Source organism: Enterobacter sp. ZOR0014 (assembly GCF_000798855.1).
GTDB lineage: Bacteria > Pseudomonadota > Gammaproteobacteria > Enterobacterales > Enterobacteriaceae > Enterobacter > Enterobacter kobei.
Genome location: NZ_JTLF01000143.1, coordinates 1 through 12,714 on the forward strand (window position 1 = coordinate 1; position 12,714 = coordinate 12,714).

General features: G+C 56.7%; 12 protein-coding genes. 4 read left to right on the plus strand and 8 right to left on the minus strand.

Annotation, left to right across the window (positions count from 1 at the left end; all coding sequences use genetic code 11):
* Positions 1 to 67: 67 nt before the first annotated feature.
* The 3 genes from gntT to gntX form a co-directional block, all read right to left on the minus strand.
* Positions 68 to 1,384 (minus strand): gluconate transporter, encoded by a 1,317-nt coding sequence (gene gntT / locus L977_RS07295; RefSeq protein ID WP_014885546.1) that lies wholly within the window; start codon positions 1,382 to 1,384, stop codon positions 68 to 70.
* A 360-nt stretch (positions 1,385 to 1,744) separates the two neighbouring features.
* The gene (gene nfuA / locus L977_RS07300; RefSeq protein WP_003861601.1) at positions 1,745 to 2,320 is read right to left on the minus strand and encodes a Fe-S biogenesis protein NfuA; all 576 of its coding nucleotides are present in this window, start codon (positions 2,318 to 2,320) and stop codon (positions 1,745 to 1,747) included.
* A gap of 61 nt (positions 2,321 to 2,381) precedes the next feature.
* On the minus strand, positions 2,382 to 3,065 hold the full coding sequence (gntX, locus tag L977_RS07305) for a DNA utilization protein GntX (RefSeq protein WP_047625501.1): 684 nt from the start codon (positions 3,063 to 3,065) through the stop codon (positions 2,382 to 2,384).
* A gap of 36 nt (positions 3,066 to 3,101) precedes the next feature.
* Here gntX and bioH point away from each other — a divergent pair, with 36 nt between their 5' ends.
* Positions 3,102 to 3,875, plus strand: a complete 774-nt coding sequence (gene bioH / locus L977_RS07310) for a pimeloyl-ACP methyl ester esterase BioH (RefSeq protein WP_023331493.1) — start codon at positions 3,102 to 3,104, stop codon at positions 3,873 to 3,875.
* A gap of 111 nt (positions 3,876 to 3,986) precedes the next feature.
* A complete protein-coding gene (locus L977_RS07315; protein WP_014885543.1) occupies positions 3,987 to 4,256 on the plus strand; it encodes a YdgH/BhsA/McbA-like domain containing protein in 270 nt (89 codons plus the stop codon).
* A 44-nt stretch (positions 4,257 to 4,300) separates the two neighbouring features.
* On the opposite strand, the gene feoC is transcribed toward L977_RS07315, so the two are convergent.
* The 5 genes from feoC to greB all read right to left on the minus strand — a co-directional run bounded on the left by feoC (position 4,301) and on the right by greB (position 10,334).
* Positions 4,301 to 4,537, minus strand: coding sequence for a [Fe-S]-dependent transcriptional repressor FeoC (gene feoC / locus L977_RS07320; RefSeq protein WP_014885542.1), 237 nt, complete (start codon positions 4,535 to 4,537; stop codon positions 4,301 to 4,303).
* A 10-nt stretch (positions 4,538 to 4,547) separates the two neighbouring features.
* A complete protein-coding gene (gene feoB, locus L977_RS07325; protein ID WP_014885541.1) occupies positions 4,548 to 6,866 on the minus strand; it encodes a Fe(2+) transporter permease subunit FeoB in 2,319 nt (772 codons plus the stop codon).
* A 30-nt stretch (positions 6,867 to 6,896) separates the two neighbouring features.
* Positions 6,897 to 7,124 (minus strand): ferrous iron transporter A, encoded by a 228-nt coding sequence (gene feoA, locus L977_RS07330; protein WP_008503050.1) that lies wholly within the window; start codon positions 7,122 to 7,124, stop codon positions 6,897 to 6,899.
* 318 nt (positions 7,125 to 7,442) lie between these two features.
* Positions 7,443 to 9,773 (minus strand): Tex family protein, encoded by a 2,331-nt coding sequence (locus L977_RS07335; RefSeq protein ID WP_047625502.1) that lies wholly within the window; start codon positions 9,771 to 9,773, stop codon positions 7,443 to 7,445.
* An 87-nt stretch (positions 9,774 to 9,860) separates the two neighbouring features.
* Complete coding sequence (gene greB / locus L977_RS07340; RefSeq protein WP_014885539.1) at positions 9,861 to 10,334, minus strand: transcription elongation factor GreB; 474 nt, start codon at positions 10,332 to 10,334, stop codon at positions 9,861 to 9,863.
* A gap of 228 nt (positions 10,335 to 10,562) precedes the next feature.
* On the opposite strand from greB, the gene ompR reads away from it, so the two are divergent.
* A complete protein-coding gene (gene ompR / locus L977_RS07345) occupies positions 10,563 to 11,282 on the plus strand; it encodes an osmolarity response regulator transcription factor OmpR (protein WP_001157751.1) in 720 nt (239 codons plus the stop codon).
* Positions 11,279 to 12,625: a two-component system sensor histidine kinase EnvZ gene (gene envZ, locus L977_RS07350; RefSeq protein ID WP_014885538.1), complete on the plus strand. Its 1,347-nt coding sequence runs from the start codon at positions 11,279 to 11,281 to the stop codon at positions 12,623 to 12,625. Before ompR ends, envZ begins: the two co-directional genes overlap by 4 nt.
* Positions 12,626 to 12,714 lie beyond the last annotated feature (89 nt).

Below are 12,714 nucleotides of genomic sequence, written 5' to 3' on the forward strand. Positions count from 1 at the left end.
TACGCTTACCGGGCCTACATGGAGCCAGTAGGTCGGGTAAGGCGAAGCCGCCACCCGACTTATGACATCAAACCACCATATTCAACAGCAGCACCCCAACCAGGCCACACACCGAAATAATGGTTTCCAGCGCGGACCAGGACTTGATGGTTTCACCGATTGTCAGGTTGAAGTACTCCTTAAACAGCCAGAAGCCCGGGTCGTTCACGTGAGAGAAAATCACGCTACCGGAACCGACCGCGATAACCATCAGCTCAGGACTGACGCCCGTGGTGGCAATCAGCGGCGCAACGATACCGCCTGCAGTAATCGCAGCAACGGTTGCAGAACCCAGCGCAATACGCAGAACCGCGGCAATAGACCAGGCCATCAGGAGCGGCGACACGTTGGTTTCATGCATCATCGCAGCGATGTATTTGTCCACGCCGCTGTCAACCAGCACCTGCTTGAACGCACCGCCACCGCCGATGATCAGGAGCATCATGGCAATAATTTTGATGGAAGAGGTCAATGTGTCGTTGATCTGATCCATTGAACGACCCCGGTTCAGACCGAAGGTGAACATCGCGATCAGGACGGCAATCAGCGTAGCCATGACCGGATCGCCCAGGAATTCTGCCACGCCCAGGAACGCATGACCTTTCGGCAGGATCATCTCTGCCACGGCGCGCATCGCCATCAGGATCACCGGTACCAGTGAGGTCCAGACGCTGACGCCAAAGCCAGGCATCTCTTCTTCGGTGAAGGTTTTCGCGCTGTACAGACCTTCCGGAATTGGCTTATCGATACCTTTCAGGAAGCGGGCATATACCGGGCCTGCCAGAATCACGGTCGGGATTGCCAGAATCGTACCGAACAGCAGGGTTTTACCCATATCGGCGTGGAAGATGGTGGCGATTGCCGTTGGGCCCGGGTGAGGTGGCAGGAAGCCGTGGGTCACGGACAGCGCCGCAGCCATTGGCACACCCACAAACAGCAGCGGAATGTTAGCCGCCGCTGCGATGGTGAACACCAGTGGCAGCATCAGCACGAAGCCCACTTCATAGAACAGCGCGAAACCGACGGTAAAACCGGTCAACACCACCGCCCACTGAATGTTCTTCTTACCAAATTTGTCGATAAGCGTGGTGGCAATACGCTGCGCGCCGCCACAGTCTGCCAGCATTTTGCCGAGCATGGCACCGAAGCCCATGATCAGCGCCAGGCTGCCGAGCGTGCCGCCGACACCGGCTTTAATGGAGCTGATAACTTTAACCAGCGGCATACCCTGCATCAGACCGACTGCAAGTGCCACCAGAACCAGAGCGATAAATCCATTCATTTTGAAACGGATCATCAAGAGCAGTAATAACACAACACCGATAGCAACGATGACTAATGGCATGATTTACCTGGCCTTTGAATTGTTATGGGTAACGTCATTGTTTCAACGACACATTCCGATTGTCCCAACTGGGAACAGAGAAGTAACGGCACTAATACTGATGCCTTGCAAACCATTAAGTTTAGTCGGCTGTTATGAGTGTGCTTAGTGCCCACGAGAATGATACGGGTAACATGGCGTGGTTGAGAATCACCCAGGCAGGCAAAATGTGAATTATGAGACGCAGGTCAACATATAGAGGAGGCGCGGCGGGAAAACAAAAGCCGGGTGGCGGCTTAGCCTTACCCGGCCTGCGATTGGGATACAGTAACAGTTTTGTAGGCCCGGTAAGCGCAGCGCCACCGGGCAAAGGCAGACGGCTTAGTAGTAAGAATGCTCGCCGCGCTGGTGCTCGGTCAGGTCACGTACGCCTTTCAGTTCCGGGAACTCGTTCAGCAGCTGCTTCTCGATCCCTTCTTTCAGCGTCACATCGACCATAGAGCAACCGTTACAGCCGCCGCCGAACTGCAGGATCGCCAGGCCGTCTTCCGTGATTTCCATCAGGGAAACGCGACCACCATGACCCGCCAGCTGGGGGTTGATCTGGGATTGCAGCAGATATTCAACGCGCTCCATCAGCGGGGCATCGTCTGAGACTTTACGCATTTTGGCGTTCGGCGCTTTCAGGGTCAGCTGAGAGCCCAGTTGGTCGGTGACGAAGTCGATCTCCGCATCTTCAAGATACGGCGCGCTCAGCTCATCAACATAAGCGGTGAGCTGTTCAAACTTAAGGGCAGTGTCAGTTGCTTCCACAGCGTCTGGCGGACAATAAGAGACACCGCATTCTGCATTCGGCGTGCCCGGGTTAATCACAAACACGCGGATCTGCGTCCCTTCTTCCTGATTTGCCAGCAGTTTGGCAAAGTGCGCTTGTGCAGAATCGGAAATACGGATCATAGCTTTGGCCTAATAGTTGACTAAATTACCTGGGTATAATCATACGCCCATTGAAGAAGGGCTACAAGGTACGGCACAGACACCATACCTGAACCGACGCGGCGCCGCTTTGCAAAAGCAGTCGGGAAAGTTCAGCAACGGTACTGCCTGTGGTGACGACATCATCCACAATCGCGATATGGAGGCCGTTAACCGCCAATTCAAGGCGAAAGGCATTTTTGAGGTTTCTTTTGCGCAGCCGGGCGTTGAGCTGATGCTGAACGGCGGTGGCATGTACGCGGGTGAGTGCGCTGGCAGTGTATCGACAGCCGAGCCAGCGGGCGAGCGGGCGGCAGAGCAGGTCGCTCTGATTGTAACCTCGCCGCCAGTGGCGACGGCGATACAGGGGAACATTGACCACCATATCAATTTTCGGCAGGGCGCGGGTTCGCCGTGCCTGTAAAACCGCCAGCAATAGCAGGCGGGCAAGGGGCAGTGCCAGCGAGCTCTGGCCGGAAAACTTCAGGGCGTGAATCAGCCTGCTCAGCGGTCGAACGTAATCATCCACCGCCACCAGCGCGCTCCACGGCGGGGGTTTTTTCAGGCAGCGGCCACAGGGTAAATAGCGGTTCGTGGCGGGTAAACCACATTGTGGGCAGGTGGTGATACGCCTTTCCAGCGAACGCGTGCAGACGGAACAGACGCCCCAGGCGCTAAGGGCAAGCGGCATTTTGCATAGCCAGCACAAGCCGGGCACTGTTAGCATATTCAACCTCCATGTGAAAAAAGAGAACAGTAACTGATGAAGACGCTGTGGTGGCAGACCGTTGGGACAGGAAATTGCCATCTTGTGCTGCTGCACGGATGGGGCCTGAATGCAGAAGTATGGCATTGCATAAACGAGGAACTAGCCTCGCAATTTACGTTACATCTGGTTGATCTACCGGGGTATGGCCGTAGCCACGGTTATGGTGCGATGACGCTCGAAGAGATGGCGCAGGAGGTGCTGAACGCGGCGCCACAACATGCCATCTGGCTGGGCTGGAGCCTGGGTGGGCTGGTGGCAAGCCAGATTGCGCTTTCCTGGCCCGAGCGCGTAAACGCGCTGGTGACGGTGGCCTCATCGCCCTGTTTTAGCGCGCAGGAGACGTGGCCCGGAATAAAGCCTGACGTGCTGGCGGGTTTCCAGCAGCAGCTGAGTGACGATTTCCAGCGGACCGTAGAGCGGTTCCTCGCGCTACAGACGATGGGCACCGAAACCGCGCGACAGGATGCCAGAGCGCTGAAGCAGGTGGTGCTCTCTTTGCCGATGCCGGACGTTGAGGTGCTCAACGGCGGCCTTGAAATTCTGAAAACGGTCGATCTGCGTGAGCCGCTGGCCGCGCTGACGATGCCGCATCTGCGTATCTATGGTTATCTTGACGGGCTGGTGCCGCGCAAAGTGGTGCCCTTGCTGGACTCCCTCTGGCCGGACAGCGAATCGCAGGTCATTGCCAAAGCCGCGCATGCCCCGTTTATCTCTCATCCGACGGAATTTTGTTCAGCGCTCATTGCGTTAAGTCAACGTTTAGACTGATTATTTTCTATCCAGCCTGGAAAAAGTTACACACCGCAACCATACTCCAGATGTCGTTGCGGTTGTTATGCCTACGATGATCAAAACAACAATCCTATGGAGAGTCAGGCTATGAAACTTGTTACAGGTATTGTCACTTCTCTGGTTATTGGGTCACTGTCATTTGGCGTCTTTGCGGCAAAAGAGCTGGAAAAAGATAAAGTTGCCGGCATGAATCTGACGAAAATCGGTGAGATTTCTACGTCTGACACCACCGCGCCGATGGATGCGAGAAAAGAGCTGTCGAAGAAAGCGGATGAGATGGGCGGGACGTACTACGTCGTCACCAGTGCAGAAAAACAGACCAAAAACGTACGCGCCACCGCGGACGTCTATAAGTAATATGATAAAGCCGGGCAGCGATGCCCGGCTTTATGAGTGCAGTATTAGCGCAGTGCCCACCACTCCCGCAGGCAAGCCTTTCCTTCCGGACAACTTTTACAACTGCCAGAGAGGCAACCCTCTGCCTCCTCCTGGATCCGCACGGCTTTACCCATGGCTTCAAGGCGTTCCAGCATGGCATCGATCATCGGCTGGGGCGTATGCAGGCTGAGGCTCAGCTGTTTCGCCTCCATCCGGCCCTGCAGAGCCAGCATGTCACGCACCTGAATCAATGACGCCATGGTGTGCTCCTTAGTGACAGTCGCCCGCCGGGCTGTTGCAGCAGGTCGCGGCGGTTTTACGATTTGCCAGCAGGTCAATATCGACGCGGCTGCGTGCCCGGCGCAGCAGGCCAAGAACAATCACGTTAAACAGGACAACCGCGAGGATACAAACCAGGCTGTAGCGTGGGTGCTGACTGAAATTAACGGTCTGATAAAACAGCGTCGCCAGCGAGTAAGCGATATTTAGCCCCCACAGAATGGAGAAGCCCATCCAGCCGCGACTGGATTCACGCGCAATCGCTCCCATGACGGAGATGCACGGAATATAGAGCAGAACAAAGATGAGATAGCTGTAGGCCGCAGATGCGCTACCAAATTTCTCGCCCATCACGCCCATGGCACCCGTCGCCATTTCACCGTCGCCTTTGCTTGCCTCAATCGGGTTCGCCAGCACGCTCAGGCTGAAGGTATCTTTCAGGCTCTGCCAGGTCTCCTCGACGGCACCCAGCAGTTCATCACCAAGGTGAAACGCTGCCGGATTAAATTCCTGTTCCTGGATGTTCTCCGCGGTGTAGAGCGTGTTCAGGGTGCCGACAACCACCTCTTTCGCCATCGCACCGGTGAACAGGCCCACGGTCGCCTGCCAGTTATCCTCATGCACGCCAATCGGTTTGAAGACCGGCGTGATGATGCGGCTGACGGAGGCGAGGGCAGAATCGTTGATGTTATCTGCTGCCTGACCGCTGAGGGTGAAGCTGTTCAGCGCGCTCAGGAAAATGCTGACGATGACAATCACCTTACCGGCGCGCAGCACAAACCCTTTCAGGCGTTGCCAGGTCTGGATCACCAGGCTTTTCAGGTGTGGAACGTGATAGACCGGCAGCTCCATGACAAACGGTGAGGCTTCACCGCGCATAATCGTGTGCTTGAGCATTAAACCGGTCAGGATCGCCATCACGATGCCCAGAACATACAGCGAGAAGACAGCCAGCGCGCCCTGCTGACCAAAGAAGGCGGCCGCAAAGACGGCGAAGATGGCCAGACGCGCACCGCAGGACATAAACGGCGCCATCATAATGGTCATCAGGCGTTCACGCGGAGCATCCAGGGTACGGGCACCCATGACCGACGGCACGTTACAGCCGAAGCCGACAATCAGCGGTACGAAGGATTTGCCGGGCAGACCCAAGGCCTGCATCAGGCGGTCCATGACGAACGCGGCGCGCGCCATATAACCTGAATCTTCCAGGAACGAGAGGAACAGATACATCATGCCGATCTGCGGTACCAGCGGCAGAACGGTGTTAATGCCCCCGCCGAGCCCCTGAGCGAGGAAAATGGTCAGCCACTCCGGGAAGTGCAGGGTGTAACCCACCCACTGAATCCCGTGTACAAAGATCGCGACGGAACCGGCGTCAAAAATCGGCTGGAGTGCGCCGCCGATGTTGATGGCGAGCAGGAACATCACGTACATCACCAGCAGGAAGATCGGCAAACCGAGGAAGCGGTTGAGTACAATCTTATCCACCGCCGCCGTAAAGCGGCTGGGTTCCGCCGTCAGGGCATTACTGACCACGTCGCAAATCGAGGCGATGGCCTGGTATCGTGCATCGGCGATGTGCAGCGCCGGGTCGTCCAGCTCGTCGCTGAGACGGGCCACCGTCGCGTCCAGTTTATCTGCCGCATGTCCGGCATAGGCGCGGCTATAGATATCGCCTTCCAGCATCTGCAGGCCGAGCCACTGGCGCTGTTTTGCAGGCATGCTTTTGTCCATCTCCTGCGCCAGCAGATCCGCTTCGCGCAGCAGCGGGCGGGCGTAATGCACCAGCTCAACGTCGTGATTTCCCGTGTGACGGTCAATCGCCAGCTTCAGGGCATCAATCCCGCGAGCGCGCGTTGAGACCAGCGGCACTACCGGGCAACCCAGGCGCGCGGAGAGGGCATCGACGTCGATGCGCAGCTTTTGTTTCTCTGCAATGTCGAGCATGTTGAGCGCCACGATGCAGGGAATACCCAGCTCCAGCAGTTGCAGCGTCAGGTAGAGGTTGCGCTCGAGGTTGGAGGCGTCGACCACGTTGATCAGCAGATCCGCGTCGCCGCTCAGAATGTAGTGGCAGGCAATTTGCTCATCGAGCGAGGTCTGCGACGAAATGGTGGTCAAGGAATAGGTGCCAGGAAGGTCAACCAGAGTGACCTGATGATCCGTTGTCGTGAACTGGCCTTCTTTACGTTCAACGGTTACGCCTGCCCAGTTACCGACGCGCTGGCGCGCGCCCGTGAGCTGGTTAAATAGCGTGGTCTTGCCGGAATTAGGATTGCCAATTAAGCCAATAGTTAACTTTTTCATTTTTTTAGACTCACTGAAACCGCTGGCTCGTTATCGGGATAAGGCTTCGACTTCTATTAATGCGAGGTCTTTTTTACGCAGGACCAGATTCACGCGTCGGGTTTCAATGTGAACCGGATCGCCTAACGGCGCCACGCGCACCACCTGGAATGACGAGCCGGGCAGCATGCCCAGCGAGAGCAGCTTTTGCCGATAGGCCGGGCTAATTTCGCGGGTAAAACCGGTAATCTTCCACGCACTGTCTGGAGTGAATTGCATAACGCCTGCTTCCACGAAAGGTTAAATTATCTACTATGGGATGATAATGAGAATAGTTTTTATCAGCAATAATAAAACTGTGACGGAATGTTGTTTGGTGTATTAATTTACGGCCTGTTTGACCTTGCTCAATATTTGCTGAAATGCGGAGATAAAGAGAAGAGTGTTATTTGTTAATGAAGTGATAATTAGTGGTTTAAATATGGATGCACTCTATTTGTTTTAATTCTTTGCGGCCTGCTTGCCGGGCGGCACTACGTTTACCCGGCCTACAAAACCGTAGGCCCGGTAAGCGTAGCGCCACCGGGCGTTTATCACTTAGCGCTTCTTGCCCATCGCGGCCGCCAGCGCATCCATCATCGCACTATTGCCCGCTGGCTGAGCATCACGCCCGCGCGGTTTTGCCGCTTTCGCGGCCGGGCGCTGAGAGTCACGAGCGCCACCGTTTCCGCCACGACGCGCGTTGGTGTCGCCTGGCTGCTCGTCCAGACGCATGGTCAGGGCGATACGTTTGCGCTGCAGGTCCACTTCCAGTACTTTCACCTTCACGATGTCACCCGCTTTGACCACGGTGTGCGGGTCTTCAACGAACTTGTCGGCGAGAGAAGAGATGTGAACCAGGCCATCCTGATGCACGCCGATATCCACAAACGCGCCGAAGTTGGTGACGTTAGTTACCGCGCCTTCCAGCACCATGCCGGGCAGCAGATCGTTCATGGTCTCGATGCCGTCAGCAAAGGTCGCCGTTTTGAACTCAGGACGCGGATCGCGGCCCGGTTTTTCCAGCTCTTTGATGATATCGGTGACGGTAGGCACACCAAATTTGTCGTCGGTGAAATCCACCGCTTTGAGGTTGCGCAGGGCACTGCTATCGCCCATCAGGTCCTTCAGCGCCTGCTGGGTGGCGGCCAGAATACGTTCTACCACCGGGTAGGCTTCCGGGTGAACGGTGGAGGCATCCAGCGGGTTATCGCCGTGGTTGATGCGCAGGAAGCCCGCGCACTGCTCAAACGCTTTCGGCCCCAGACGGCTCACCTTCAGCAGCTGCTGACGGTTCTGGAACTGGCCGTTCTCATCACGCCAGGCGACGATGTTCTGCGCCATCATGCGGGTTAAGCCCGCCACGCGGGTCAGCAGCGGCACGGAGGCGGTATTCAGGTCAACACCGACGGCGTTTACGCAGTCTTCTACGACCGCATCCAGCTTGCGTGCCAGCTGAGTCTGGCTCACATCGTGCTGGTACTGGCCCACGCCGATGGATTTCGGATCAATTTTCACCAGCTCCGCCAGCGGATCCTGCAAACGACGGGCGATAGAGACCGCGCCGCGCAATGAAACGTCCAGGTCCGGGAATTCCTGCGCCGCCAGCTCGGAGGCGGAATAGACTGATGCGCCCGCTTCGCTGACGATCACCTTCTGCGCCGTGACTTTCGGGAACTGCTTCTGCACGTCGAGGAAGAAACGTTCAGTCTCGCGGGACGCCGTACCGTTACCGATGGCGACCAGCTCGACGTTGTATTTTTCACACAGAGCGGCAACCACGACAGCCGCTTTCGCTGCCTGTCCGGTGTGCGGATAGATGGTGTCAGTGGCGACCAGCTTGCCGGTGCCGTCAACCACCGCCACTTTCACACCGGTACGCAGGCCCGGATCGAGACCCATGGTCGCGCGCAGGCCAGCAGGCGCCGCCATCAGCAGGTCGTGCAGGTTACGGGCGAAAACGTTGATCGCTTCATCTTCGGCGCGCTCGCGCACGGTGCCCATCAGCTCGGTTTCGAGGTGCATCAGCACCTTGATGCGCCAGGTCCAGCTCACCACGCCTTTGCGCCAGCTGTCTGCCGGAGCGTTGTTCAGGCGCAGGCCGAGATGGTCAATGATGATCTGCTCGCAGTGGCTCTCTTTCGGCGGCTCGTCAAACTGCGGATCAGCGTTCAGAGAGAGCTGCAGCACACCTTCGTTGCGGCCGCGGAACATTGCCAGCGCACGGTGTGAAGGGGTGGTAGAAATCGGTTCGTGGTGATCAAAGTAGTCGCGGAATTTCGCGCCTTCGTCCTCTTTCCCCGCCACGACGGTAGAGACGATGTGCGCATTCTTCCACAGGTAATCACGCACTTTAGCCAGCAGGGCTGCGTCTTCGGCAAAGCGTTCCATCAGAATGTAACGCGCACCGTCGAGGGCGGCCTTGGTGTCCGCGACGCCTTTGTCGGCATCGATGAATTTCACCGCCTCAGTTTCCGGATGGAGGGACGGCTCATTCCACAGCAGGTCGGCCAGCGGCTCAAGGCCTGCTTCAATCGCGATCTGCCCGCGCGTGCGGCGCTTCGGTTTGTAAGGCAGATAGAGATCTTCGAGTTCGGTTTTGCTCAGGGTGCCGTTAATGGCGCTTTCCAGTTCGCTGGTCAGCTTGCCCTGTTCGCCAATGGATTTGAGGATCGCCTGACGACGGTCTTCCAGCTCACGCAGGTATCCCAGACGGGTTTCCAGGTTACGCAGCTGCGTGTCATCCAGACCGCCGGTGACTTCCTTACGATAACGTGCAATAAACGGCACGGTGTTCCCTTCATCAAGCAGGCGAACGGCAGCTTCTACCTGTTCGGCTCTGGCCTGAAGTTCACCCGCAATAATGCGGCAGAGCGAATCTTTCATCATGGCTTTATCATCTGTTGAGTCGAAAAATCAGGGGATAGTTATACGGGCTGACACGGCAAAATGCCAGCCGGGGAGGGCGCTCTCGGACTATTTTACGTAGACGATCTCATTGACGTACCAGCTGGCTTCACCGGCGGGAGTCTGAACGACGGCCAAATCACCCACTTCCTTTTTCAGCAGCGCGCGGGCCATCGGGGAGTCGATGGAGATGTAATCCTTACGACCAAAAATTTCATCGTAGCCGACAATGCGAAAACGCAGGGTGTCACCGTCGTCGTTTTCAATCTCCACCCACGCGCCGAAGAACACTTTGCCCTCCTGCTGCGGGGAGTAATCGACAATTTTCAGGTTCTCAAGGCACTTGGTCAGGTAGCGTACCCGACGGTCAATCTCACGCAGTCGCTTTTTGTTGTACTGGTAGTCAGCATTTTCGCTGCGATCGCCCAGGCTTGCCGCCCAGGTCACCTTTTTGGTTACTTCAGGGCGCTCTTCACGCCACAGGTAATCCATCTCTTTTTTGAGTTTTTCGTACCCTTCGCGGGTGATCAGGGGCGTTTTCATGGTAAAGCCTTTGCTGCCTGTTTTCTGTCTGGCGCACAATACGTACCACACAGTGTAACAGACAGGATTAATAATGATTTATGTGATGAAATGAGCAGATAAGCTGCTGTTAAATATGCTTTGTAACAATTTCGACTAGAATTTATACCAGATTTCGCTGGTCGAATACGTGCACTTTTTTAGAATACGCTGTCACAAAGACTATCCGAACCTTTGGGAGTACACACAATGCAAGAGAACTACAAAATTCTGGTCGTGGATGACGACATGCGCCTGCGTGCGCTGCTGGAGCGTTATCTGACCGAGCAGGGCTTCCAGGTTCGTAGCGTCGCGAACGCTGAGCAGATGGATCGTCTGCTAACCCGTGAATCTTTCCATCTGATGGTTCTCGACCTGATGCTGCCGGGCGAGGACGGGCTCTCTATCTGCCGTCGTCTGCGTAGCCAGAGTAACCCGATGCCGATCATCATGGTGACCGCGAAGGGTGAAGAAGTTGACCGTATCGTGGGCCTCGAAATCGGCGCGGATGACTACATTCCAAAACCGTTTAACCCGCGTGAACTGCTGGCACGTATTCGTGCCGTGCTGCGTCGTCAGGCGAACGAGCTGCCTGGCGCACCGTCGCAGGAAGAAGCGGTGATTGCCTTCGGCAAGTTCAAGCTGAACCTCGGTACGCGTGAGATGTTCCGTGAAGATGAGCCAATGCCGCTCACCAGCGGTGAGTTTGCGGTGCTGAAAGCACTGGTCAGCCACCCGCGTGAGCCGCTTTCCCGTGACAAGCTGATGAACCTGGCGCGTGGTCGCGAATACTCGGCAATGGAACGCTCCATCGACGTGCAGATCTCCCGTCTGCGCCGCATGGTGGAAGAAGATCCGGCGCATCCTCGTTATATTCAGACCGTATGGGGTCTGGGCTACGTGTTCGTTCCGGACGGCTCTAAAGCATGAGGCGAATGCGCTTCTCGCCGCGAAGCTCATTTGCCCGCACCCTGTTACTGATCGTCACCTTGCTGTTTGTCAGCCTGGTGACGACCTACCTGGTGGTTTTGAACTTTGCGATTTTGCCGAGCCTCCAGCAGTTTAATAAGGTCCTGGCGTACGAAGTCCGTATGCTGATGACCGATAAACTGCAACTGGAGGACGGCACGCAACTGGTCGTTCCCCCGGCGTTTCGCCGTGAAATCTACCGTGAGCTGGGCATTTCGCTCTACTCGAATGAGGCGGCAGAAGACGCGGGTTTGCGCTGGGCGCAGCACTACGAATTTCTTAGCCAGCAGATGGCGCAGCAGCTGGGGGGGCCAACGGAAGTCCGCGTTGAGGTCAACAAAAGCTCGCCTGTCGTCTGGCTGAAAACCTGGCTGTCACCCAACATCTGGGTGCGCGTTCCGCTGACGGAAATCCATCAGGGCGACTTCTCGCCGCTGTTCCGCTATACGCTCGCCATTATGCTGCTGGCGATAGGCGGGGCCTGGCTGTTTATCCGTATACAGAACCGACCGCTGGTCGACCTGGAGCACGCTGCGCTGCAGGTCGGTAAAGGCATTATTCCTCCCCCGCTGCGCGAGTATGGCGCCTCGGAAGTGCGTTCTGTGACGCGGGCCTTTAACCACATGGCCGCAGGCGTGAAGCAGCTGGCGGATGACCGTACGCTGCTGATGGCGGGCGTCAGTCATGACCTGCGCACGCCGTTGACGCGTATCCGTCTGGCAACGGAGATGATGGGCGAAGAAGATGGTTATCTCGCCGAGTCCATCAACAAGGACATCGAAGAGTGTAACGCCATCATCGAGCAGTTTATCGACTATCTCCGTACCGGGCAGGAGATGCCGATGGAGATGGCGGATCTGAACGCGGTGCTGGGTGAAGTGGTGGCCGCGGAAAGTGGTTATGAACGTGAAATTGATACTGCCCTTCAGGCCGGTGAAATTCAGGTCCGTATGCACCCGCTCTCCATTAAGCGTGCGGTGGCGAACATGGTGGTCAACGCGGCGCGCTACGGCAACGGCTGGATTAAAGTCAGCAGCGGGTCTGAACTCAACCGCGCCTGGTTCCAGGTGGAAGATGACGGTCCGGGTATTAAGCCCGAGCAGCGTAAGCATCTGTTCCAGCCGTTTGTGCGTGGCGACAGTGCGCGCAGCACCAGTGGTACGGGCTTAGGCCTGGCGATTGTGCAGCGTATTATCGATAACCATAACGGATTGCTGGAGATCGGCACCAGCGAACGGGGTGGGCTGAGCATTCGCGCCTGGTTACCGGTGCCGGTGACGCGCGGACAGGTGAAAGAGAGTTAAAAAAGGTGGCAAAAGCCACCCGACAAAAAGCGGTCTGTGCGGCCTGGTGCCCTCACCCCGGCCCTCTCCCACGGGGAGAGGGAGAAAAC